At 54.5% G+C, this 25,971-nt stretch carries 18 protein-coding genes; 11 read left to right on the top strand and 7 right to left on the bottom strand.

Translation table 11 applies throughout. From position 1 onward, the window contains the following. From HYT31_02475 to HYT31_02510, 8 genes are all read left to right on the top strand, one after another. Window positions 1-8,179 (top strand): hypothetical protein (locus tag HYT31_02475; protein ID MBI2050646.1); only part of this gene is annotated, 8,179 nt, incomplete at its 5' end. Further along, window positions 8,061-9,275 carry a hypothetical protein gene (locus HYT31_02480; GenBank protein MBI2050647.1) on the top strand — a complete coding sequence of 405 codons (1,215 nt, stop codon included), beginning with the start codon at window positions 8,061-8,063 and terminating at the stop codon, window positions 9,273-9,275. The genes HYT31_02475 and HYT31_02480, both read left to right, overlap by 119 nt. 58 nt (window positions 9,276-9,333) lie before the next feature. Then, window positions 9,334-9,714 carry a four helix bundle protein gene (locus HYT31_02485; GenBank protein MBI2050648.1) on the top strand — a complete coding sequence of 127 codons (381 nt, stop codon included), beginning with the start codon at window positions 9,334-9,336 and terminating at the stop codon, window positions 9,712-9,714. 132 nt (window positions 9,715-9,846) lie between these two features. Further along, window positions 9,847-13,212: a LamG domain-containing protein gene (locus HYT31_02490; GenBank protein MBI2050649.1), complete on the top strand. Its 3,366-nt coding sequence runs from the start codon at window positions 9,847-9,849 to the stop codon at window positions 13,210-13,212. Between the two features lie 38 nt (window positions 13,213-13,250). Then, window positions 13,251-13,796 carry a hypothetical protein gene (locus tag HYT31_02495; protein MBI2050650.1) on the top strand — a complete coding sequence of 182 codons (546 nt, stop codon included), beginning with the start codon at window positions 13,251-13,253 and terminating at the stop codon, window positions 13,794-13,796. Between the two features lies 1 nt (window position 13,797). Next, window positions 13,798-14,037 carry a hypothetical protein gene (locus HYT31_02500; GenBank protein ID MBI2050651.1) on the top strand — a complete coding sequence of 80 codons (240 nt, stop codon included), beginning with the start codon at window positions 13,798-13,800 and terminating at the stop codon, window positions 14,035-14,037. A gap of 2 nt (window positions 14,038-14,039) precedes the next feature. Beyond that, complete coding sequence (locus HYT31_02505; protein MBI2050652.1) at window positions 14,040-14,249, top strand: hypothetical protein; 210 nt, start codon at window positions 14,040-14,042, stop codon at window positions 14,247-14,249. 6 nt (window positions 14,250-14,255) lie between these two features. After that, on the top strand, window positions 14,256-14,468 hold the full coding sequence (locus HYT31_02510) for a hypothetical protein (protein ID MBI2050653.1): 213 nt from the start codon (window positions 14,256-14,258) through the stop codon (window positions 14,466-14,468). On the opposite strand, the gene HYT31_02515 is transcribed toward HYT31_02510, so the two are convergent. The 5 genes from HYT31_02515 to HYT31_02535 are packed head-to-tail and all read right to left on the bottom strand — an operon-like array spanning window position 14,425 to window position 19,754. After that, the gene (locus HYT31_02515) at window positions 14,425-15,294 is read right to left on the bottom strand and encodes a methionyl-tRNA formyltransferase (GenBank protein ID MBI2050654.1); all 870 of its coding nucleotides are present in this window, start codon (window positions 15,292-15,294) and stop codon (window positions 14,425-14,427) included. The two genes, HYT31_02510 and HYT31_02515, sit on opposite strands and share 44 nt — an antisense overlap. Then, window positions 15,291-15,866 (bottom strand): peptide deformylase, encoded by a 576-nt coding sequence (def, locus tag HYT31_02520; protein MBI2050655.1) that lies wholly within the window; start codon window positions 15,864-15,866, stop codon window positions 15,291-15,293. The genes HYT31_02515 and def overlap by 4 nt, the downstream gene beginning before the upstream one ends. Next, window positions 15,863-17,563, bottom strand: a complete 1,701-nt coding sequence (locus HYT31_02525) for a hypothetical protein (GenBank protein ID MBI2050656.1) — start codon at window positions 17,561-17,563, stop codon at window positions 15,863-15,865. The genes def and HYT31_02525 overlap by 4 nt, the downstream gene beginning before the upstream one ends. After that, entirely contained in the window at window positions 17,560-18,327 is a 768-nt protein-coding gene (locus HYT31_02530) for a hypothetical protein (protein MBI2050657.1), read from the bottom strand. Before HYT31_02530 ends, HYT31_02525 begins: the two co-directional genes overlap by 4 nt. After that, a complete protein-coding gene (locus HYT31_02535) occupies window positions 18,324-19,754 on the bottom strand; it encodes a hypothetical protein (protein MBI2050658.1) in 1,431 nt (476 codons plus the stop codon). Before HYT31_02535 ends, HYT31_02530 begins: the two co-directional genes overlap by 4 nt. Before the next feature lie 122 nt (window positions 19,755-19,876). On the opposite strand from HYT31_02535, the gene HYT31_02540 reads away from it, so the two are divergent. The 3 genes from HYT31_02540 to HYT31_02550 all read left to right on the top strand — a co-directional run bounded on the left by HYT31_02540 (window position 19,877) and on the right by HYT31_02550 (window position 23,819). Beyond that, a complete protein-coding gene (locus HYT31_02540) occupies window positions 19,877-21,088 on the top strand; it encodes a WecB/TagA/CpsF family glycosyltransferase (protein ID MBI2050659.1) in 1,212 nt (403 codons plus the stop codon). Then, window positions 21,072-22,508, top strand: a complete 1,437-nt coding sequence (locus HYT31_02545; GenBank protein ID MBI2050660.1) for a glutamate--tRNA ligase — start codon at window positions 21,072-21,074, stop codon at window positions 22,506-22,508. The genes HYT31_02540 and HYT31_02545 overlap by 17 nt, the downstream gene beginning before the upstream one ends. A gap of 66 nt (window positions 22,509-22,574) precedes the next feature. Continuing rightward, the gene (locus HYT31_02550; GenBank protein ID MBI2050661.1) at window positions 22,575-23,819 is read left to right on the top strand and encodes a peptidoglycan DD-metalloendopeptidase family protein; all 1,245 of its coding nucleotides are present in this window, start codon (window positions 22,575-22,577) and stop codon (window positions 23,817-23,819) included. A 71-nt stretch (window positions 23,820-23,890) separates the two neighbouring features. Here HYT31_02550 and HYT31_02555 read toward each other — a convergent pair whose 3' ends face one another. Continuing rightward, window positions 23,891-24,874 carry an FtsQ-type POTRA domain-containing protein gene (locus tag HYT31_02555; GenBank protein MBI2050662.1) on the bottom strand — a complete coding sequence of 328 codons (984 nt, stop codon included), beginning with the start codon at window positions 24,872-24,874 and terminating at the stop codon, window positions 23,891-23,893. Between the two features lie 2 nt (window positions 24,875-24,876). Then, window positions 24,877-25,971, bottom strand: a complete 1,095-nt coding sequence (locus HYT31_02560; protein ID MBI2050663.1) for a D-alanine--D-alanine ligase — start codon at window positions 25,969-25,971, stop codon at window positions 24,877-24,879.

Below are 25,971 nucleotides of genomic sequence, written 5' to 3' on the forward strand. Positions count from 1 at the left end.
CGTGTTCCTGGTCAACTCCCAGGCAACGTTCGGAACGAGCGCAACCTTCAACTCAATCCTCACGGTCAACGGAGCCGCAACCCTTGCCTCCACATTGGCCGTGACCGGAGCCTCCACGCTCACCGGCAATACGAGCATCGGCGGCACCTTAACCGTGGCAGGAGCTTCCACGTTCACCGGAGCCGCAACTTTCAACTCAACGCTCGCGCTCAATGGCGCCCTCACGGTTACTGCCTCGTCAACCTCAAGCATCACCACGTCAACCTCAACTGCCCTGGCTCTCATAAGCGAATCCGGCTCATCATCCACCACCCTGGCAATCTACCAGCAGGGAACCGGCAACATCCTGGATGCGTACGACGGGGTTAACAACGTGTTCACCATCCGGGACGGGGGAAACATCGGCTTTTCCACATCAACCCCAAGCTACCTCGCTGACATAGACGGCTCCCTGCGGGTGGGCATCCAGGGCGCAACATCAGACTACCTCTTCTACGCCAACACCGCCGCCAACCGCGTGGGTATAGGCACCTCCACGCCCTACGGCTTCTTCTCCATCAATCCACAGGGCGGCATCCCGTCATTCGTGATCGGCTCATCCACCACCCAGCTCATTGTCCTGGACTCGGGCAGGGTGGGCATCGGCACCACCACGCCTGAAAGCCTGCTCGCGGTTGCAGGATCCTCGTACCTTGGGGGCACGCTCTCGGTCAGAGACGCCACAACCCTCAACAATACCCTGGCTGTTGCTGATACAGCCACATTCGCCGCCAACATCAACGTCAACTCAACTACTGCCACATCAACCTTTGCCCATGGGGTTTCCATCCGCGGGGTATTAGGCGTTACGAGCGGCACATTCGGCCTGGGAACCGGCTCTGCCACCACCACCCTGACGAGCCTTGCCGGCAACCTCGGAATCGCCACCGCAAACCCTACGTTTCAGCTGGACGTAACCGGCAACGCCCGCTTCTCGTCATTGGTGGACGCCTCCTACTTTGTGGCCACCTCCACCACCGCCACCTCCACCTTTGCCGGGGGCCTGGCCGTGGACACCTCGGACTTTGTGGTTGACCCGGACTCGGGCCGGGTGGGCATTGGCACGGCTTCCCCGGTTTCCGTGTTCCACCTCCAGTCATCCGCTTCCTCGCCCCAGATCACCTTGGGCTATGACGCCACTAACTACTACACCACGGACATCTCATCCGCCGGCGAAGTGGCCTTTATCGCCTATGGCGGAAGCGGCGCCGGCTTCCTGTTCAGCGATGACGTGAACATCGCCACCACCACGGCCACCCAGTTCACCACCGGCTATGACACTGCCAATTATCTGGCTTTCCAGACCAATTCATCCGGCACCACCACCCTGGATGTCATGGGCGGACAATACGCCTCTCTGATTGTAGCTGACCCCTTGCGCATCGCCACCACCTCGGCCTTTGCTTTGGAAGTGCGGGACAGCGCCGGCACAGCCAACCTGCTTACGGTCAACACTTCCTCCAATCGCATCGGCGTCAACAATGCCTCGCCCGCCTTTACCCTGGATGTTACGGGCGATGCCCGATTCACCTCTCTGGTGGACGCCTCCTACTTTGTGGCCACCTCCACCACCGCCACCTCCACCTTTGCCGGCGGTTTGGCGGTAGATACCAGCGACTTTGTGGTTGACCCGGACTCGGGCCGGGTGGGTATTGGAGTGATAACGCCTTTGGGAAAGCTGCAAGTGGGAGATCGTTCGTCCGGGACGGGCGAGCCGACTTATCACGGCGATTTGATCATTCAGGGCAATCCTGTCTCCTCCGAGTCAACGGGTGGATTGGAATTCAAGCATTACGCCACGGACAGCGGCGGGGGCTGGAAGTTAACGTCAGTGGATAATACAACGAATGATTTTAATATCGCGAGCCGCCAAGGTTCAGCCGCCTGGACGGACAGGGTTACAATTCAAAACGCTGGCAACGTCGGCATCGGCACCTCAACTCCAGCCTACCTCGCGGACATTGACGGCGCATTCCGCGTGGGTGTCCAGGGCGGAACCACGGACTATCTGCTCTTTGCCAACACCGCCACCAACCGCGTGGGCATTGCCTCATCAACACCCTGGGGCTATTTGTCAGTCAATGCCCTGGGGGGCCAACCAGCCTTGGTGGTCGGCTCGTCCACGACCCAGTTTATTGTTGATAAAAACGGCAACGTCGGCATCGGGAGCACGACGCCGGCGTATAAGTTGGCTGTAAACGGCAATGTTGCTCTTGGCAACGGCAGTTCTAATGCCAATCTGGTAACCAATGGATCGGATTGGACCGGGGCTATCGGCACTACGCCTCCCACGGGTTGGACGGGCGGAGGTTCGGTTGGCCCAACCTGGGATATTGTCTCTGGCGGATTGAGGCTTACCGGAGGAAGCAGCGGAGCCGGATCAAACAGTCTAACGCAGTCAATTGCGGTTGTTGTTGGTGAGATATACAATTTCTCTGTGCAGTTGAAGAGAGGAACATCCGGATATACGACCTACAAACTTGGCACCACGAGTGGCGGAGCTGAATACAGCAGTAACTCGGACTACGGGACCAGCGACTTCACCACGTACACTTTCAGGTTTGTCGCCACAGCGGCCACTGCCTACGTCTTCATTGAACTGGGTGCGCCGACAGCAGGCAGCCAGACCGCTTTTGTTGATGAGGTTACGCTTACCCGCGAGTCACGGACATTCATTGATGGCAGGATGCTAGTAACCGCAGGCACCGCTTTACTGCCATCGGTTGCCGAGACCACGGACTACAACACAGGGGTCAACTGGCTCGGCAGTGACGCTCTTGCTTTAGTGACTGGCGGTGTCAGCAGAGTTCATATTGATTCAGCGGGCCTTGTCGGCATCGGGACGACGACCCCGCAGGGACTGCTGGCGGTTGAGCAGGGCACGGAAACCTACTCGTTGTACATCGGCAACCAGGGAAGCTCCACCCCGTCACTGGTGGTGCAGGGGGTGAACGGAAACGGCAACGTCGGCATCGGGACGACGGCGCCAACCAATGGAAAACTCGTCATTATTCCTAACACAGGCAACTATTCTGAACAATTTATTCTAAGTGGCATAGCGCCAAACTCTAATGTTGATGATATTATTCTTGGTTTTAACGCTTATGGTTCTGCTACAGCTCCCACAAGAGTTAATACCAGCAATTCTGCTTGGACGATAACGCCAAGAACAGCAAACAATGCTGACACCAACGCAAGTTTGTATATTACCTATCAAACAATTGCTGGAGTCAATTACTCACCTCTACAAATATCTGGGGGATTGGCGGCTGCCAATTCAGTAATTGCCTTGCAACAATCAGGCGGTAGCGTCGGCATCGGGACGACGACGCCGTGGGGACTCTTGGCCGTGAATCCGAACGGCGTGTCTGGTCCGGAGTTTGTGGTGGGATCGTCCACCAAGACCGATTTCATTGTGACGAATGCGGGCAACGTCGGCATCGGGACGACGGGGCCGACGTCGCCATTAGAAATAAAAAGTAGTATTAGTACAGCCACATTAGCTGATTACCCATTGTTATATCTTAGGTCCACTGCCAATGGAACGACAAATGTTGGTCCTGAAATTATTCTGGCGGGAGATATTCATGGAGATGGTACGAATAATGCAAACTTCGCCTCTATTCAGGGAATAAAAGAAAACGCAAGCGTTGATAACTATGCCACGGCGTTGCGTTTTGGTACGCGAATAAATGGTGGTTCTATGACGGAACAGATGCGAATTTCAAGCTCGGGCAACGTCGGCATCGGGACGACGGCGCCGGGCTCAATTGCTTCGTGGGGCGGCGATGCCTTAAATACAAATTTAAATGTGTATGATGGGACAAATGATGCAAGAATGGTTATACAAGGAACAACTGGTGCTCATTTGGACTTGGTAGATTTAGGAGGTGGCTCAAATGACAAATGGCTGAATTTTATTGTAGACGCTGGGATAGGTAAATTTGGTTCTTTACAAGACAATGCAGCCGGTTGGGTAGCGAATAACATCTTGGTTATGGATTTAGGCACCGGCAACGTCGGCATCGGGACGACGAGCCCAGCATCATTAAATGCTAGAGCACCTATTTTAGAGATTGCTTCAGGGGCTTCAGACTTACCTGGTTTAGTTTTAACAAGCGGGCATGCGACATACCCAGAAGATTGGGAAATACTGCTAAATGCTGTATCTACACCTGATAATGGAGCTGATTTCAATATCTATCAGGGAACAAACATGTATTTTAAGATACAACATGATACAGGCAACGTCGGCATCGGGACGACGACGCCAGATAAGTTGCTCGATGTTGCCGGTACGCTTGTTGTTGATGGAACATATGATTTATATTTAGGTAACGGCGGTTTATCATTATCTTTTAACAGAGACCCGGACGATGGTTCCATCAGTAATGGTGCCGCACATTCTTACCAGTTAAATCATACAGGGCTTTCCACGACCCCAGCCAGCGACTATTTGGCTTGGCAAGTATATGACGAGGCTGGCGTTGCGGTCACAACAAGTGCATTAGTAATAAATGGAGACGGCAACGTCGGCATCGGGACGACGGCGCCGGGAGTGAAAGTCGAGGCTAAAGTTATTGCCGATACCACAAATGGCGCGGTTGGATATATGAGACTTACCAGCGGTGGCGGCGCAAACCAACAGTGGGGCTACACGCTTGAGGATAATAATTATGGAATGATCAGGAAACGAGATGGAACTGGGGTTTTACGGACAACTCTGTATCTTCAGGGCGGTGGGAATGATGCTATAACCATAAATTCTTCAGGGCAAGTCGGTATCCTTAATACTTCGCCGAGTCAGGCGCTGGATGTTACGGGGAATGCAGTAATCAGTGGCAACGTCGGCATCGGGACGACGACCCCGAGCGCGTTACTGGCCGTCAACGCGCCGGGCGGGACAGATTCGTTCGCCATCGGCTCAACAACCAGCGAGATTCTGCGCGTGGACAGCAATTACCGCATTTCTTTGCACTCGGACGCATCCATCCGGTTCCGCAATGAGGCGGGCACCGGGCACATTAATTTCGTGTCCAAAAACTCGTCCGACCAGTTTGTGCTCAACTCCACTTTGAACATGGAACAGCTCCAGGCCGCGGAGGACGCCGGCGCCATTACCTGGTTCAACATGCCGGTGTCATCCTCCGCCTCGGATAATACCCCCATGAGCATCACGTACAAGATAGACAACAACAATGTGTTCACTATCTTTGGCAGAGCGGACGGCACCGGCGGCGCGGACTCGTTCGGCGTCGGCATCGGGACAACAACGCCGTACGCTAAACTATCTTTGGTTGAAAATACCACCAGCCTCAAAGACGTGTTTGCCATTTCCACCTCCACTTCCGGCCTTATTTTTAAGGTTGATTCTTACGGCGCCACCTACGCGGACGCGGCTTACAGCGGGGCCGGGGCCGACTATGCCGAATATTTTTTGACGGCTGACGTTGATTTGCAGGCCGGAGAAGTGGTGTGCGTTGATGTGACAAAAGACAACGCGGTTAAGCGCTGTGCCCGGGCCGCGGACGGCAATGTGATGGGCATTGTCTCCACTAAGCCCGCGATTGTGGGCAATGCCGGCAAAAATCAAGACAAGAGCCGGTCTGTTATTGTCGGCATGCTCGGCCAGGTGCCGGCCAAAGTTTCGGCCGAAAACGGCCCCATTAGGCCCGGCGATTCCTTGACCTCGGCGGCCTTGCCGGGCTATGCCATGGCGGCCTCGGCCGGCGACTCCACTGTGGGCGTGGCTTTGGAAGGGCTGGCCCAAGGCACGGGCACGATTAAGGCGCTCATTTCGCGCCGCAACAAATCCTTGACCGTGGCCGAAGTGGAATCCGCGGTGGTGGAGCGCATCGCGGCCATGGAAATAGAGGATGAGGTTGCTCTCTTGGTTTCGGACGCGGTTAAAGCCTACAACTTTGACCCGATTGTGGCCGCCAAAATCACGGCTGAAGTGGATGCGGTGGAGGCCTCATTCGGCCTGGCGCTTTCGCAAAAAGCCGGCGAACTGACGAATTTGATCAATGCCAATAAACTATCCTTCATCAGAGAATCAGCCGGCCAGGTGGCCATTGACACCGCTTTGACCGTTACCGGCTCTCTGGAAGCCAAAGGCGGCTTTAGCGTTCCCCTCTCCGGCAGCGCCACCGCCACCCCGCCGGCCTTCCGCGTGGCCACGGACGGCACGGTCACGGCCTACCGCGACTTTATCATTTCCGACGGCGTAACCGCCACATCAGTCAAAGACACCCTGGCCCTGTTGACCGCGGACAGCATCACCAAAACCAACCTCACCGTCACCCAGGATCTGTATGTTGGCAACTCATTTGAAGTATGGGGGGCATCCGCCCCCTCCGGCGCGCAGGTGGCCGGCGCATCTGTCCAGCGGCCCGTGTTCAGAATAGCCGCGGACGGAACCATAAGCGTGCGCGAAGATTTGGTATTGAACGGCTATGAAATGTGGCGGGACATGCCGGGCCTGGTTTCGGTGTTTGCCTATGATACGGCCGCGGACGCGGATGGAGGCGAATGGATCACCGGCAACCGAAGCGCCTCCTGGTACAACGAGGCCTTGGACGCCACTGCCGAGGCCTGCGACCTTAACCTTAACGACCGGTGCGGCTCGCGTTCGTTCCCGTCCCAGGCCATCATCGCGGCCACTAGCGACACGCTCTACATTTTTAACGCGCAGGATGGAAGCCTGTGGAAGAAAATCACCCGTCATGCTGGAGGGAGCGTACCCGCGACCGATAGCATCTCCGGGCCAGATTCTATCCCATCGCTTCGCTCCAGGATGACGAGCTCGAATACGAGCCTCCAGAATGACGGGGACATCACCGCCATCACCGCCGCGGACGGGAGCGTGTACATTGCCCAGCAGGGAACAGTGTCTGTTTTGGACTTTAAGAGAGATTCTATCGCCCTGATTACAGGGCTCCAGAATGACGAGAGCGGCGGCGGCGCTTTAGGCCTCATCACTTCATCATCAATCACCTCGCTTTCAACCGAGGCTATCAACGGAAAAACCTATCTGGCGGTGGCCGGAGACGCGGGTATTGACCTGGTGAACCTGGCTGATGAAACAGCCTCCCACTACGCGGGCGCCGCCACCAACGCGGTGTTGGCCCCCAGCGGCGATTTGTACGCCATTGCCACCAGCACGCTCTCGGTGTTCGCCCGCGTCCACCTGCAAGACGAACTTGCGCCGACATCATCATATACCGCAACATCAACCGAGCCCTTGGTTGGCTTGCGCGTGTCCGCGGACGGCGCCACGGCCTACACTGCCCAGGGTTCGCGCCTGATTGTCATTCCCGCGGAAGCGGGAATCCAGGGTCAGTCGGCAGAGGCCCGGGAGTTTGAAGTCAGCGACGCGATTATCAGTTTTTCAGTGGATGAACAAGCCCAAGTCATCTATGCCGCCACCGCAAGCGGCGTCAAAGCCCTGGCTTTGGGCGACGGCAGTGTGCTGGCCACCTATGAATCCGGAGAAGACTCAAACAGCAGGGCCTGGTCAGCCGCCAACGCGTTATCCGTGGCCAGTATCACGCGGTTCGGGTCAACGCATGAGGGAGAACTGCTTTCCGACACCTTGGTGATTGCCACACCCCAGGGCCTGCTGGCCCAATCAGCCGATTACTCCTTGCGCGCCTGGCAGGCCTCTGGCGACCGCGCCGGCCTGCCCGCCCGCCGAATCGGCGGGTTGCGCATTACGGACGAAGCCTTGTTCTCAGGCCGGATTGCGGTTACGGACGGCCAGAGCCGGCCCCTATTCGCCATAGACGAGGCCACGGGCAACGCTTTTATCCGCGAAGATATTACCCTGGCCGGGCACTCAAATCTTCGAGCGGTTGCCGGGGCCAGAGACGCGTTTGTCTATGACACCGCCCAAGATGCGGACGCCGGCACTTGGCGCGCATCATCGTCATCCTGGAGCGGAGCCGAAGGCGGAGCGATAGGATCTGGACTTTTCCCCCAAAAGGCCATTCTCATCGCCGGCACAGACGGAGTATCTGTCTTTGACGCCAAAGACAACTCATTGGTTGAGGCGCTCTCTGCTGTCGCGTCTGGCCACCGGTACCTCCTCCCCCTCCTTTACCAAGGAGGGGGCCGGGGGGTGGTCCATCAACGACCTTGACCTTGCCAATATCCGCGGCACGCTGTACGCGGCCCTGGCCACGGACACCGGCGTGGCGCTCGTCAACGCCAATACCGGCACCATCAGCGAATATGCGGCCGCCAGCCCGGTTATCAGCGTCGCGTTCGGCCGGAACGGCAATCTCTACTACGCCGCCGGCAATGCGGTGTACACGGCTGGCCAGGAAGTATTCGCCCTGCCCGGGGCCTCCATCACGGACATCGCGCTTGCGGACGGGGCGCTCTACATCGCCCACAGCCTGGGCATTACCCGCTTTAACCTGGCCGCCAATGAGAGCGTTCTCTTGGAACAATTGGGCGTTTCCGCCGCCTCTATCCAGGTAACGGATGCCGGCGAACTCCTGGTAGCCAGCGTCTATAACGGCGCCAGCGCGGTCGTGAAAGCCAACAGCGCCGGAGGCGTCCTGGATATCTGGACATCCGCGGAAAACCGCGTTGACGACGCCGGAACCGCGTACAACGCCGGAGCAACGCTCGGAGCCCACGCGGCCGGGGACAGCGTTGCCATTGCGGCCCAAGACAGCGACGGAGGCTCGTTTGCGTGGCTGGAAAGCTCCGGCTTCAGCCTGCGGGATGAACTTAACGCGCCCAAAACCGTGTTCACGGTGATTGACCGGGTCCAGACCCCGCGGATTGCGAGCGTAAGGGGCCTTTCGTTCACCGCCTCATCAACCATTTCTTTCTATACGGCCAGTTCCACCCCGGCCCTGGTGGTAAGAGAAAATGGAGACGTGTCAGTATTCGGGAATATCTCAACCTCGGGCAAGGTCGGCATCGGCACGACCACGCCGGAGTTTATGCTGGACGTGGCCGGAGATGTGCGCGCCTCATCAATTACCTCGGAAACCATATCAGCCACGCAAACCGCGTCCCTGGGCAGCACAACCGCCTCGGAACTGCGGATTTTGGACGGGTATCTGCAGATTAAGACCAGCGCCGGAGAGCCGCCCGCCCAAGACTGCGATACCGAGGAAGAATACGGCCGCATGGCGTTTGACGCCGTGAACAAGCTCTTATACGTGTGCGGCGCGGATGGCTTTAGCGCTTTTGCCGCGGCCGGGGCGGCGACACCGTAAGGAGAAATTAGTTATTGGTTGTTATGTTTTATTGCTAAATTGTTATATCTTGTTAAAGATGGAAAAAAAATATTTGAAGTTAAACGACATTGGCGCCTATAAGACAGCCCTTCATTTGTCTAATTATGTTTGGGATATTGTTGTCAAATGGAATTATTTCGCAAAAGATACAGTCGGAAAACAATTTGTCAGGGCCGTTGATTCCAATTCAGCCAATATCGCGGAAGGGTTTGGCAGATATGGTAAAAAAGACAAGATAAAATTCTACAGATATAGTTTTGGTTCAATGAAAGAATCGCTTGATTGGAATGAGAAAGCCAAGACAAGAAAGCTAATTACCCGGGAACAATATGAACATATACTGCACGAACTCAACGGCAAATTACCGATTGAACTTAATTCGCTGATAAAGTTCACTAATGAAAAATTAACAATATGACAATTCAACAATATAATAGTTTCTAATTTCCATTACCAACAACCAACAACCAACAACTGATTTCCCATGCCAACCCGTCTCAAACTCAACCTCAACCGCGCCGCCACGACCGCCATCATCATTACCGTGATTATGGCCGCGCTCTCGTATACCGCGTACTCGGCCATTTTTTCCCAGCCCACCCGCGCCCAAGGCTTGGTGGGGCATTGGGGTTTGGGGGATGAAGATGAGGTGATGGGGAGCGAGATTTCAGCAAATAGCACTGCTGTCAGTGATGGCCAAACAGAGAGTAATTCCACATCGCTTTGGAATTCTCAAAATAGTCCGAGCACGTTTGAGTCAACAAGCGCCGGGACTCCGGCGGTTGGTTCTTATCACTTTCATTTTGTTTCAGCTGATGGTTATAGGGGTACGATGAGCAATGATTTATCTTCAACGCAAGGCCAGTTATATAAACTAACGTATCGGATCAAAGTGGTTTCCGGCACGGCTAGTGTAGAATTGTGGAACGGCGGCGCCAATGTAATTTCACAGACTCAGCACACCACAGCTGTTAGTACATATACAAAATTTACTTTATATGCCGCTCGAGGAGCCAATCCTCTTAGAGTTCTGGTTCAGAGTTATAATTCGGCTGCTGAATGGTATATTGATGATATTTCCGTAAAAGCGGTTAATGCCGCGGACTTAACGCCCTACGCCAATAACGGCACCGTCTATGGCGCGGCCTACACCACGGACCGCAACGGCCAGTCCAACAATGCCATGGATTTTGACGGGACTGATGATTATATAAATGTTGGTGGAAGTGCCACCTTGAAACCGACTGATAAAATTACTGTTTCAGCCTGGGTGTATGTTGATACCGCATCAAATGACAACCTTGTTGCGCATTTAGTTACTACAACAAGGATTGTAACTCCTACTGGCGGGTATGCATTATTTTGGGACGACAGAGCAAGCCAAAGCGTAACAAATTCTTTTAGGTGGGTTGTGACTGCGGGAGATAACACATATGGCCAAATAACAACTCAAAACATTACTAATGGATGGCATCATGTTGTTGGAACGTACGACAAAGACCTGGGCGGAACAGAAGAGGTAAAATTGTATGTTGATGGGGCTGTGAAAGCAACGGGAGATTATAGCAGCGCTATGGGACAATCTCCTACGAACTTATTTTTGGGCAGTAGTGATGGAACTCAAGAATTTTATAACGGCTCCATCGCCGACGTCCGCATCTATAACCGCGCCCTCTCGGCCGCGGAAGTGTTAGAGCTCTACGGCGCCAGCAAGCCCGTCATCCAGCAGTCCTCAACCGGAAAGGGTTTGGTGGGGCAGTGGAGTTTGAGCGATGAGAGCCAGGTTGTGGGCAGTGAACTGTTTGCCAGTTTTGTCAACCACCCGACGGCTTATCCTTACGAAACATTATCCACCAGCGGCCGGAACATCACTTCGGCCATCAACACTTCCAGCTATGGCGCCGTCATGTCTCATACGTGGGGCGCCGGCACGATTAATGTCGCGGTGGGCGACAAATTTTTATTTACCGGAACCCTGACTCTGAATAGCGGAGAAAATCCCACCGTCAGGCTGACGGACACGCCGTTCAACAATCCCAAGAGCGGCGACTACACGATTGCCGCCGGCCGCAACGCCTTTATTGTCGAAGCGGATACGGCTTATGCCAGCACCATGGTGTCCATACAAAATACGGTTGCTTCCAACTGGAGCATGACCGACGTTTCTTTCAAACGGATTTATGAGGCGGATTCCACGCCCTACGGCAACAACGGCACCGCCTATGGCGCGGCCTATACCACGGACCGGCAGGGCCAGTCCAACAATGCCATGAGTTTTGACGGGACTAATGATTATGTAGAAATCTCGGACAATAGCCAGCTTGACTTTGAGCGGACAAATCCGTTCAGTATCGCGGTTTGGGCAAAAACAACAAACACAACGGATGATAACTTTAGTTTGTATGAGAAAGGAGATTTTGTCGGCAATTCGCAAACATATGGATTTGCGATCCGTCCGTCCGCTGGAAATGTCGACGCCTGGATACAAGGAACAAATAATAGCAACCGGATATATTGGCGCGGCGCGCATGGAGCAACAATAACAAACTGGAATCATTATGTAATGACATATGACGGCAGTTCTGCGGTATCGGGCGTTTCAATTTATATTAATGACCGCCCGCTTTCTTCTTCATATACAGAAAATACTTTATCAACGTCTATATTAAATAACAGTGCCGCGGACATTGGCACTGGATTTGCCGCAACATTCGCAAACGGCTCTATGTCCGACGTCCGCATCTACGACCGCGCCCTCTCCGCGGCCGAGGTGTCAGAGCTCTACGGCGTCAATAAGCCGGTCGTCCAGGTCGGCGCTTTGCAAAAAGGCCTGGTCGGGCGCTGGAGTTTGGGGGATGAGGATGAGGTGCTGGGGAGCGAAATGCTCAACGACGCGAACGCGGCTTCGGATTTGAGCGGCAATGAGGCAAATGCAACTACAGGATGGGCCGGAACAGCAACAGTAGCTTCGTCATCTTCCGACCCAAGCGTTGGAACATACCATTTTAATATTACAGGAGATGCGGCTACTTATCTTACAAATGGCTTGTCTTTTACTTCGGGAAAGCGATATAAGCTGTTATATCGCTCAAAGGTAATTGCCGGCGCCGCCATGTTTCATATAAGCGATACAGTTGGTTATGGATGGAATGATAACAGGATAGACTTGAGCGGATTTGGCGCTGGTGGATATAATTCAGTAGCGGAATACTTTACTGCAAATGCGACAGCTGTCGCGTTAAATGTATGGGTACAATCAAATAGTTCCCAGATATACATAGATAATTTTTCTCTCAAAGAAGTCCATGCCGCCGATGCTACCCCCAATGCCACCGACGGCACAGTCTACGGCGCAACCTATGCCACGGACCGCAACGGCCTGTCCAACCGCGCCATGGATTTTGACGGCACGGACGATTATATTGATCTTAAGAGCGGAAAACTTTCTGAAGATGAGCAAGGCACAATCACCGCTTGGGTAAAAATGGATAGCGGCACCGGCGGAGCGGTTTTTGGCTATGGCGGAACAAGCGGAGGGAACTGGCCGTTGTTTCGCGCCGGCATCAGCGGTAATGAAATATTTTTAGGAACCCGCCCGAATGGCCTTGATTACGAATACACCAACGCGCAAACGACGCTTACGAACGGCGTTTGGTACCACTTGGCATGGGTGAGCAATGGCACAACTTGGTATTTATATGTTAATGGCCAATCCGAAAGTTATACGATGGGTTATGGTTCGGCCGGGAAATGGTTTGCGGATATAACCGAATCAAGCGGCCCTAAAACATTAATCGGAGCATGGTTTGATGGCAATACTTATCAGAGTCGGCTTGATGGCCAAATTTCGGATTTGCGCGTTTACAACCGCGCCTTGTCCGCGGCCGAGGTGGAAATGCTGTACCAGTCGTATTAGATTTTGACGGGTGCGCAATAGTGCGCTATACTATGGATATGACAGATACCGATAAAAAAGAAATACTCGTGGCCATTAGCGAGTTGTCCAAAAAAACCGATGAATCCATTGGACGGCTTGCTGAAAAAACCGATGCGTCCATTGCGCGGCTTGCCGAGAAAACCGATGCCCTGGCTGAAAAAACCGATGCGTCCATTGCGCGGCTTGCCGAGAAAACCGATGCCCTGGCTGAAAAAACCGATGCGTCCATTGCGCGGCTCACCGAGAAAACCGATGCCCTGGCTGAAAAAACCGATGCCATACTTGAGGCCATCGGCCATTTCTCGGATAAAACCGAAGCGCGATTTTTGGGCGTTGAAAAGCGCCTGGACCATATAGAGAGCGCTATGGTAACCAAGGATTACCTTGATGAGAAGCTCTCGGATCTTAATGGCGATTTGACGGTGCTCATACGCAAAGAGGATCACAAGCTCGCGCACCTGGTGAATATCTTGGAAACGCGGAAAGTAATCAGCCCGCAAGACGCGAACGCGATTTTCGCCATGGAGCCGTTTCCGCAGATGCGGCAGCATAATGCGCTCTAATATGCAGAAATACATCAACATCGGATTCATCGTAGCCCTGGTGGCGCTCGGATTCTACATCGTGCGCCTGCAGGTGTTCAACGGCATGCAGTCGGTCCAGCTGGAGATCAACAACCAGCAAGGCCGCATCCAGAGCCTCTCCACCAACATCAAGACCATTGCGGATTTTCTTAACCAGCAGGCCGAGCTCTCCGCCAAGCAGACCAAAGGGCAGGCACCGGCTCCGGCCGCACAGCAATAACTATGAAACCGCACCTCAACTTCATTTATATCGTCATCCTGGCCGGGCTCGCCATTTTCGCCATCCGCATCCAGCTTATGGGCCAGATGAAAGTCGTGGAGCAGGCCCTGGCCAACCAATCCGCCGCGGTTGAGTCTCTGCGCTCGGATATCGGCACTATTACCGCGTTTTTGAACGAGCGCACCAATGTGCGCGTGGAGATCAGCAGATAAGCGCCTATGCAAAAATACTTCAACGCAATTTACGCCGCCGTGCTCATCGGATTAGTGGTGTTTGTCGTCAAAATCCAGCTCTTCGGCCAGGTGGCTGATGTGCAATCCTCCCTGGACAGCCAGGCCGAGACCATGAACCAGCTCCAGGGGGACATTGAGGCAATCGTGGGCGCCATCAATAAGCAGATTCAGGCCGGCCAGCAGCAGCCGGAATCTTAAAATCCGGATGCCCGCGCATGAATTCGGAAAACGCCATGCGTTTTTTAGCTTCAAGCTGGACTTCGGCCGGTGTCCCGTCTTTGCGCATTGACCAGATAATCAGTTTTTTATTTTCCCATTCTGTCCACGCGCCCGGCCAGGGATTCATAGCGCGCACCTGCGCGCTGATCGCGGAAGCGGGCTTTGACCAGTCAATGCGGCCGTCCTGCTTGGTCAGCTTCCGGGTATATGACGCTTGCTCGTCATTTTGAGTTTGAAGCGCAATGCGGCCCGCAATGTAGTCAGGCAGAGTTTTGATAAGGAGCTTTGCGCCGATTTTGGCAAGTGTATCGTGGAGATCTCCGGCTGTTTCGGTTTTATGTAATTTGACACGCTCTTGAATTACAACAGGGCCGTGGTCCATTGCATCATCCAGCCTCATAATGGTAACTCCGGTTTCCTTGTCTTGGTTCAGGATGGCGGCCTGGATGGGGGACGATCCACGGTACTTGGGCAGGAGCGAGGGATGGATATTCAGGATGCCGAGCGGAAACGCGTCAATCAAATCTTTTGGAATGATTTCTCCGTACGCGACGAGGACGCCGAGTTCACTGCAACCACCCCCTAACCCCCTCCTTGTCAAGGAGGGGGAATCAATAACATCAATCCCTGCTTCAAGCGCTAATTGCTTGACAGGAGAGGGGACTGGTTTTGAGTGATGGCGGCCGATGGGTTTATCCGGTTGCGTTACCGCCAGTTGCACATCACAAAACGGCGCGTCTATGAGCGCCGAAAGGGCCGGGACCGCAAACTCCGGTGTGCCAAAAAATACGATGCTTGTTTTCATAGCCTCACCGTTTTGTGATTCTGGAGGCCGGTACTCCGGCCGATAGAATCTTGCGTGTTATTTTCCGAGATTCTATCGCCGCGAGTACGCGGCTCCAGAATGACATCTTCACCTTTGGTGATTTTGGATGCGCGCTCAATGAAGAGGATGCCATCCATGTGATCAATCTCATGCTGGAGCACCCGGCTGAACAAGCCGGTTGCTTTTATTTTTTGTTCCGTGCCTTGCACGTCCGCAAACCGGACTTTTATTTTCTTGTGCCGGGGAACTTGGCCGAACACGCCCGGAATGGAAAGGCACCCTTCCTCGCCCTCTTCCATATCAGGAGAGGCGGAAAAAATTTTCGGGTTGATAATTACTAGATGTTCGTTGAGCTCCTTGTCTGCGTCTTTATGGATAATAGCAACCCGAAGCAGTTCGCCAATCTGCACCGCGGAAATACCAATCCCCTTGGACGCTTCCATGGTATCAATCAAATCTGAACACAATTTTTGCACGCCGGAAAACTCGCGGACTTTTTTTGACGGTTCGTTGAGCCGGGGATCGGGATAGTATACCAAAGGAAGCTTCATAGTACGTTTTCGGGATCTCTATCAATAATCCAGTCCGGACCAAGCTCGGCGAGCATTGGAAGTTTGGCGCCGGGGGATAATTTTATAAGCAGTGATTGCCTTTTACGGGCGTCTGTGAATGGGCCAGCCACTGTTCCGTCATTCTGGAGCGAGGAGCGCAGCTCCGACGCGATAGAATCTTGCCGGTCATCCGCGGAGATACTATCGGCGAGTACGCCTCCAGTATGACGGGGGTTGTAGGAAAGTTTGATCAGTTTTGAAAACGGGGGATAGTTAAGCTCTTTTCGGTGTTTGAGCTCTTCGTTCCTGAAGGCCTCAAACTCGCCGTACGCGAATGCCCTGACTGCCGGAGAATCCGGAGAATAGGATTGCAGGATGATGCGTTCAAACCCCAGTTCTTGGGCAAGCATGCGCCAGTGTGAAAGCCGGTAATAGGCGCGCTCCGCACTGCGGTAGTCCGGGATGGCAAGTAGGGGTTCAATAGAGGCAAATACCAGCAATCCAAGGTTTCTCTTTTCAGAACTTAATTTTAAGCCTTCCAGGGCATGCGGTGTACATACCAGTATGTCAAACCCCCCCATCTCCCCACCCACTTTACAATTTTTTAACTCTTCGGTCAATAGTTTTATCACGCTCTTAACGGATACGCCTTTTTCGGATTCCTCGCGCAAAGCAATGACCACGGCTTTCTTATTTTGTTTCAACGCGCCTCGGATTGCTTCTATGGTCCGGCCCGCGATGATTGAGAAGCCTTTTTGGTTCATCTCGTTCTTCATATCAACAAGCAATACTCCCAGCCCGCGGCCGCGGCTTGAAGGGAAATGGGTCATGTCCCCATTTCCAATAACTTCCGAGGATGACGCAAACAGCAATTTTGATTTTGTTATTTTCGCGAGCCACGCCCCCACAATCCGCGCATCATACCGGGGGTGCTGATCGTACTGCTTGAAATCCTCGCTCGTCCCGTCAAAAAATATAATGTGCGAATTTTCCCGGATCGGCAAAAACACTCCCTGGCGCGTGGCAAGGATGGCGCGCGCGTTTCCGGAAAGGATGTTTTGGTACTCATTCCAGCGCTGGCCTTTGGATAATTTGCTGTGTGCCACTGCAAGTTTTCCTGAACACATTTTGTGTACGGCCGGAGTAATTGCCTCTATCATTTCAATAGTCGGAATCAAAATTAAAATTTGGGATTGCGGCGAGTGTTTGATGAGGTGCAGGACCAGCCACACGAACGAGGACACGTCTTGGATGGTTAAAAATTGCGCGGACGAAATGCGCTCTGCCGCTTTTTTGAGCAGAGGAAGCTGGATTGGCGAAACAGTAAACCGGGTGCAGTTGAATGCGCTCGGCTTAACATGGGCCGGCCGGGAGGGCCGGTCCGGCACCACAAGCCGCGCAACACTGCCCGTGCTCACAAAGTAGTACTGGCTGAACTCCTCAATCAACCTCAACTGGCTCTCCGAGAGCACAGGCTCATCCTCAATGAGCGAATCAACGGGCCGCGCCCTGAATTTTTTTGGCTCTTCTTGCGCGGCGGACAAACCCAAAACAACTCCCGCGGCCTTGGAAGCGCGGAACGGAATGGACACCAGCGACCCGGGTTTGACCGCGGCGGCCAAATCATCCGGGACAAAATAATCAAACACGTCCGTCGTGGACGGCAGGCGGATCAGAGGAGTTACTTTTGCAATCATATGAATCTCACTGCCATCATGCCAACGCCGTACTTCTGCTCGTAGTTCAAAACGTCCGCCTCGCACTTGATCCCGTCCAGGATCCCTTTCATTAACGCAAGAGGAGAGAGCGCCCCAAGAGAGAACCGGGACAGTTCCGCGGGAGCATGGCCCAAAAGCGATTCAGTGTCATGCTCGTGCAGGCTCTTGACGATGGCAAGGTCAAGCTTTCTGCCTTCTTCACGGCTCTGGCTTGCGGTGCGCGACAGGTCCCCGAGCGACACGACTCCTATTTTTCCGCCCGCGCACTCAAGGACGTCCCGCAGTTTTTTGCCGAATTCGTAAAGCTGTTCCAGCGGGTGCATGCTGGCCGCGTACACAGGAAGCAAGCGGTACGCCGCGTCCGGAGGCGAGAGCAGGACTGCCGCGGACGCGCTCGCAGAGTCAAGCCGGGGCGAGGTGATGGCGGTGATCAAGTGCTCCGTTCCCAGGCGCGAGCGTATCTGGTACGCGATCGTTGCGTCGCCCGGAAAACTGAACGAGGCGCCGAAGCTTCCGTACGCTTCAAAAGAAGCCGAAAACTGGGGGCTTATATTCAGGAGGTGCGCCCGGTTCGGGCTTGCGTACGGGGACAACAGAATTAGTGTGTCACAGCCCCGCGAGTAGATATCATGCTTGATCTGGGCGACTGCCTGGTGCATTTTTTTGAACTGCCGGAATTTTCCCCGGCTTATCTGGGGAAGCAAGAGCGGGGAGTGTGGAATGTGCGCGGCGTATGAAATCACAGATTTTCTCCTAAAATTTCTCCCTCTCCATAGGTCACAATCAAATCAAGCGGATCTCCCAGGGGGTGCAAATCAACCACGGATTGCGGCACCTCCACCACATCCTCCCAGTTGAACCCGAGCTTTTCAAACGCCTCACCGGAGATGACCGGCCTTCGCAACCCGCCTGATATCACGTACACCGCAGGAGATTCAGGCGAGGTGATGGTAGTGCCGTCTTGGAGCTTTAAGCGCCCGGCGTACGGGTATTTGCCGAGCTCATCCGGGTGCGCGGGCGAGGGCTTGAGGCGCGGAAAATTATTCGCGAGGATTGAGCGGTCAATGATGCCCTGCTTCTGGCCGTCCTGCACCCAGAACACTGCTCCGGTTTTCTTGTCCTGCAAGAGCGCGCCCGTAGGATAGGCGGACGAGAGGGTTATGTGCGGCCCGATGGTGTACAGGGCAAGGTCAGCTTCCGCAACATCAATGATTTCTTCGGGATTAAACCCAATGGTCCTGAACACTTCCTGGGAAGCGATTCCGCGGATGGCGTCGTCAACCAGGAGGTACACGGTCCCTCGGGGCGCGCGCAGGAGCGAGTAGTTCGCGAACTGGATGGCTGGCCCGATTTCATACTTTTCAAGCTCGTTTTTTGAAACAGGTATGATGCGGTCCGGGTTGTAGCGCGAGTACAGGGCGGTGCGGGTCTTGAACGGCCGCCGCTTGCCGTTCTGAAGGAGCCACACGCCCGGCTCGCCCTCTGCCTGCAGGAGCGTGCCGTCCGGGTAGTTGCGCACAAAGTAGCGCTGCCAGATGCGCCAGAAGTTGAAATTCGCGCCAATGCCCGCATCGCTCCCGCGGTAGGGGTTGTAGGTGTACAGCGCCGCGGTTGCGTTGTTTGCCGGGGTCACCTCGTACCCATCCAGCGTGGTTTTGGTTCTCGCGGGGCCCCAGCCGGTGAGAGTTCTGCCCAAAGACTTGAGGTCGCGCAGATAATTGACCCGCACCTTTTCCGCGAACAGAGAGACTTGGTTGTAGAAGCCCCTGAACGACTGCACGCTGGGATCGTTTTTTGAGCACGAGTCGCAGATGCCGAATCCGGTTGCCCAATCCAGCTGATTCTGGCTCGGGGAGGCGGATGTGATGAGGCTCTGCTCTTTTTGGAGCATGGCCAAAATTACCTTTGGGCTGATTTGATAGAGCCGCGCTTCTTCGTAGATGATTTGGCTTGCTGGCTTGCGGATGTTGTTTGTCACTTCAGTAAATCGGGCAAGAAAACTGCCCTTGCTCTCCAGAAATCGCTGGATGGCATCCTGGGAAAGGGAGTCCACGTCCTCCAGTTCTGTGTCTGAAATAATGAAATTCGGGTTAAATGACGCGGCAAGAACTCCGTCAAACGGAGAGAGGAGGAAAGCCGTAAGTATGATGATCGTCAACGCGCGTTTCATGATAGTATTGTAGCACATATTCCCCCTCCTCGCATGAGGAGGGGGTCGGGGGTGGTCTGCGGACAAAAAAGCGAGCCCTCCAGGCGCTGGTTTTATGCACAAGGACGTGGTATCCTAATTCCATGAAATCAGTGAACATCATGGGCGTTGAGGTGTCGGATGTAAGCCATGCCGAGGCCCTGGCGCAGGTAAAAAACTTCCTTGAGGATTCAAACCAGCACTACCTGGTAACCCCGAATCCGGAAATCGTGCTCAAGGCAAGCCAGGACCACAAACTGCGCCGCATTTTGAACCACGCGGACCTCTCGCTTCCGGACGGATTCGGGCTCAAAATCGCGGCGCGAATCCTGGGCCAGAAGCTTTCACACCGCGTGCCGGGCGCCGATTTTATGCTTTCAATGCTGGGGCTTGCGGAAGTTGAACAGTGGCCCGTGTTCCTGCTCGGAGGCTTGCATGAAAAAGTTTCAGAGCAAGCGGCATGGCATTTGCGGTACCGCTACAAACAGCTCAAAATTGTTGGCTACGCATCGGGCGGTGTGGTAGAATTCAAGCAGGGAAGATGGCAGACGTCAGACGCAAAGCTCTTGGCGCGCATCAACCAATCCCGCGCCAAAATCCTATTGGTGGGGTTCGGGTGCCCCAAGCAGGAAAAGTGGATTTTCCAAAATCTGGACAAACTGCCTGCTGTCTCGCTTGCCATGACTGTTGGCGGGACACTGGACTTCTTGGCCGGCGAGCGCAAGCGCGCGCTGTACCTGGTGCGCCGCCTGGGGCTGGAGTGGCTCTGGCGCCTCATCATAGAGCCATCGCGCTTTAAGCGCATATGGAACGCGACCGCGGCATTTATATGGAAATCAATTGCGTGGAGCTTGCGCATGCGGTTCGCATACCGGCCCAATGTTGTTGCCGCAATCCTGAACCAGGACAACAAACTGCTGCTCATCAAGCGTTCGGATACTGCGGAAGAACACTGGCAGTTTCCGCAGGGCGGGGTTGACGCCGGAGAAACTCCGGAAAGCGCGGTACTCCGGGAAGTGAAAGAAGAAACAGGCATTGCAAACCACATCACCATACTCGGCGCGCACCCGCACAAGCACAGCTACCGCTACCCGAGCAAGTGGCACCAGCACTGCCATGGGTACAAAGGCCAGAAGCAAACTATTTTTTACCTCAAGTATACGGGTCCGGACCGCGCCATCACCCTGGAAGCGCATGAAGCGTCTGACTATGCGTGGGTTGCACCGGAACGCGTGGTTAAAACCGTGTTCCACCGCCGAAAGCGCATGGCGGAAATAGCGATTGAAAGCTTGCACCACTATGCCGAAAACAAATAAACAAATCAGGACCCGTTTCGCGCCCTCGCCGACCGGGGAGCCGCACGTAGGCAATATCCGCACCGCGCTTTTTTCGTGGCTCTATGCCTGGCACTGCAAGGGGGTATTTGTCCTGCGCCTGGAAGACACGGACCAATCACGCGAACAAGAAGGAAGCCTGGCCGCTATTTTGGAAGCGCTTGCATGGCTTGGGCTTGAAATTGACGAGGGCGTAACTACCGCATCAGGCGAGGAAAAGGGGGACAAGGGGCCCTACACCCAGTCAAAGCGCCTGGAAACGTACGTCCACTATGCGCTGCAGCTTGTTGACCGGGGAAAAGCGTTTCACTGCTTCTGCTCCCCGGAGCGCCTGGCCGTCATCCGCGAACTTGCGATCCAGAAAAAAGAGCCCCCGCGCTATGACGGGCGGTGCAGCCGGCTGGAGCCTGACGAAGTTGAAAAGCTGCTCGCAGGCAAAAACCCGCACGTCATCCGCATGAAAGTTCCCGCAGGAGGGGAAACGAGCTTTCATGACGCGGTCAAAGGCGAGGTCACCTTCAAGAACGAATCCATTGACTGCCAAGTGCTCTTGAAATCAGACGGCTTTCCCACGTACCACCTCGCAAGCGTGGTTGATGACCATCTCATGGAAATTACGCACGTGTTCCGGGCTGACGAGTGGCTGCCATCAACCCCCAAGCATGTGCTCTTGTACCAGTACTTCGGCTGGGAGGCCCCGGTGTGGGTGCACTTGCCCATCATCCTCGGCGCTGACCGGAGCAAGCTTTCCAAGCGGCACGGGGACGTTTCTGTGCTGGAGTATAAAAAAGATTTTCTGCCGGAGGCGCTCATTAACTACTTGGCGCTCTTGGGCTGGAACCCGAAGACCGAGCAGGAAATGCTCTCCCGCGAACAGCTGGTTGAACAATTTGACCTGCCTAAAATCAACAAAAACAATCCTATTTTTGACATAAAAAAACTTGAGTGGCTCAACGGCCAGTACATCAAAAACATGCCTATTGAAAAACTGGCTGATGTCCTGGCATCACCCCCAAAGGCCGTCAAACTCGTCCAAGATCGGATGCAAAAACTCTCTGACTTCGGGCCCATGACCGAATTCCTATGGAAGGACGAACTTGCGTATGACGCATCAATCCTCATCCCCAAAGGCTCGGACAAAAGCAAAACCCAAACAATGCTCAAAACCGCATCTGGCATCCTGAACGGCATTGATGGCGGGGATTGGAATGATGAACCTTTGCGTAAAACTTTTTTTGCGTACTGCGAAGAGAAGCAAATCAAAAAAGGGGATTTGCTCTGGCCCTTGCGCGCGGCCGTCACCGGACTGGCGCAGTCGCCGGACGTGTTCGGGGTGATGGGTGTTTTAGGGAAAGAAAAAACCCTTGCTCGGGTCGCGGCAGCGGAAAGCGCGCTTTCGTAAGCCCTAGACGCCAACAGCGCGGTTGTTTTTGGGTTGATTTTATGGTATAATGCCTGTCCGGAGAATATGCAAAAAACGCCAAACAAAAACAAAGCCCTGGCCGCACTCCTCGCGGTGTGCGTTTTTTTGCTGAACCCGGGCGTCACGAACGCCCAGGACCAGGGTGCGCCGACCGGAAAAGACCCTGAAATCCAGGACATCGCCCAGCAGATCAAAGATCAGCGCAAAGCAATTGAAGAAATACAAAAAAAGGTTGACGAGTACGAGGGCCGCATCCAGGCAAAACGCAATGAATCTTTGACTATCCGCAACCAGCTGGACGGGCTCGGGGACCAGATTGACCAGACCAAGCTCAAGCTTGAGCTCAAACGCCAGGAAATCGCCGAAACCAGCCTGTCCATTGCGGAAAACGAAAAACGGATCCAGGATAAGGAAGCTGAAATTTCCGGGCAGCACGAGCGCTTATCCGAATTCATACGCATCCTCTACCAGCACGGCCAAAAGACGCCTGTGGAAATCCTGCTCGCCAATGACGCTTTTTCTGAATTTTTTGACGAAACCCAGTACCTGGAAACCGTTGAGGGAGACCTGTCCGTCATCCTCAAAAAACTCAAAGCAGTTCGCGAAAAGCTTGAGAGCGAAAAGCGTGACTTGGAAGCAAAACGCGTAGAGCTCCAGGAATTGCAATCCCAGCTTGAGGGCAGCCAGGTTTCCCTGGAAGGGCAGGTCACGGCCAAGAACGTGGTCCTTGAAGCAACGCAGGCTGACGAGGAGAAATTCCAGGCCCTGCTTTCGCAGGTCAGGGCAGAGCAGGCCCAAATCAACAATGACATCATAAGCCTGGAGCGCGCCCTGCGGGCGCGGCTTGAGGCGAGCGGCGACAAAACACTGTCCGAGCTTTCGGGCCAGGGATTTATCTGGCCCATTGCGAGCCGCACCATTACCGCGCAGTTCCATGACCCGGATTACCCGTTCCGCAGGTACTTTGAGCACCCGGCCATTGACATACGCGCCAAACAGGGGACCCCTGTCGCAGCCATCGGCTCGGGCTATGTTTCGCGCGCGTTTGACGGGGGACTCGGGTACAGCTACATTTCCGTGATCCATGCGGACGGCTTGTCCAGCGTGTACGGCCACGTCTCGTGCATCCTGGTTGCGGAAGACGAATACGTGGTGCAGGGCCAGGTCATCGGCTGTTCAGGAGCGACCCCGGGCACCCCCGGGGCAGGGAGGTTGACGACCGGGCCGCACTTGCACCTGGAAATCCGCCTCAACGGCATTCCGGTTAACCCCGTAGGCTACTTGCCGTAGGTTCGCACAAGCTAACTTATGCGACACAAGAAAACAGCCTTGCCAAAAAAGGCTGTTTTCCGTATGCAGGCCTATTTGAAGTAAACCCGGTCCTTTACGCGCAAGTCAATATACTGGAGGCTTTTGCGGTTCTCCTTTATCCTCTCGGCAAGCGCAAGCTCAAGCTTCTGCAGCTGCGTTTCAAGGGGTATCTGCGTGCTTATCAACGCCTGCCAGCCTTCCTTGGTCTTAAATATGAGCTCACGCGAGTTCTCGGGGTCAAAGGATACGTGCGAAAGCGCTATGGCCTGCGGCGACATCTTAACGCGCTCGTAGAGCTCAAAAATCAATTCCACGATTTCCCGATTCAATATGGCTGCCCCTGGATTGATTTCGGATTGATCGTTGCGGATGATCTCTATGATGGGCAATTCCGCGAGGTCGCGTTCCGAGGCAGGGCCGCTCTTAACCACGATGCCGTTTACGTCCAAAAGGTGGTAGGATTCGGCGTACTGCACTTCCCTCACTTCCGCCTCTTTGGTTTCAGTAACATTATTGTGCGACACATCTGGTGGAACTGCTTCTTCCCCACTCTCCTCTTTCTCCGCGGGCAGCGGAATAATCTCAATGGGGGTGATAACCCGCAGCACCACGCGGGAGAGTTTTTCCTGCACCGCCACCTGCAGCGTATACGGCAGAGCGCGCTTAATCGTGATTTCGTCAACAAGGTACTGTTTGCGTATGGCCTCCTGAATCCCCTCTTTGGAAACGAGCAGGATATTGCTCCTCGGCACAAACAAAAAATGCGCGCCCCCGAGCTCGCGGCCGATGATGGCCGAAAGCTCCTGGGTCGGAATGTTCCGGTTTCCGGAGATGGCTATGCTTTTGACCGCGAAATTATCCGATGCCAGGAAAAAGTACGCAAACCAGCCCGTTGTCGCCAGGGCAAATAGTGCGCCAACAATTTTTTTGGCCCGGCCCGCTGTAGCCCGGCCGGCCATCTGTTCGCGGATGGGGTGTTTTATCTTCTGGATGCGGCCGCGCTTTGGTTTGTAGTAGCGGTGTCTCCTCAACATGGTCAGTCAGCATGCCATTCGGTTTTCGGTTGGTACGAAACCAGAAGCTTCTTCTTTTCCTCGGCGCGCGCAAGCGCGAGCTTAATCAGCTCGTCCAAAAGCTCGCCATAGGGCATGCCGGATGCTTCCCAGAGCTTGGGATACATGCTGATTGAAGTGAACCCCGGAATGGTGTTTACCTCGTTTATGTACGCTGTCCCGTCTCCTGCGAGCAAAAAGTCAACGCGCGCCAAGCCCTCGCAGTCCAGCGCTTTGTACGCGCGCGCCGCAAGCCCTTGGATTTCCGCTGTTTTTTCTTTTGAGAGCTTTGCCGGTATCTCGCTTTTTGATTTTCCGTCTATATACTTCGCGTCGTAGTCGTAGAATTCATTTGACGGGATGATTTCGCCGGGCGAGCTCGCGGCCGGCTGCTGGTTGCCGAGCACGGCAACTTCTATTTCCCGCGCATGCTCAATTCCCTGCTCAACGATAATTTTACGGTCGTACGCGAGGGCCTCCTCTACTGCTTTCACGAATTCTGCCGCGTCGTGCGCTTTCGTGATTCCCACGCTTGATCCCATGTTGGCGGGCTTTACAAATAAGGGGTACGCCAGGCTGAATTCGTTCAGAATTTGGCTCTTGCGCCCTTCCCACTCGCTCGCCCAGAACCACTCATACTTCACCTGTTTGAATCCGAGCCCTGCAAGCACTTTTTTCTGCATGACCTTATCCATGCACAGGGCAGACCCCAGGACCCCGCACCCGACATAGGGCACGCCCGTAAGCTCCAAAAAACCCTGGATCGTGCCATCCTCTCCATAGGGCCCGTGCAGCACCGGGAACACCACGTCAATCCTGCCGAGCTCTCCCCCGCCTGGCGCCGCGCCCAAAGGTTCGGGCCTTAGCAACGCATTGCTCTCGCTCGGCGCTGTCCCTGATTTTAAGAACCGCAAAGATTCGGGGCCCGCAATCCACTTGCCTTCCTTGGTGATGCCTATGGGCACCACGTCGTACTTTGCAGGATCCAGATGCTCCAGCACCGAGCTCGCCGAAACCAGCGAAACTTCATGCTCGCCTGACCTGCCCCCGAATAACACTGCTATGCGTGTTTTTGACAT

The sequence above is a fragment of the Parcubacteria group bacterium genome (assembly GCA_016181765.1).
Taxonomy (GTDB): domain Bacteria; phylum Patescibacteriota; class Patescibacteriia; order UBA2169; family UBA2169; genus CG10-46-32.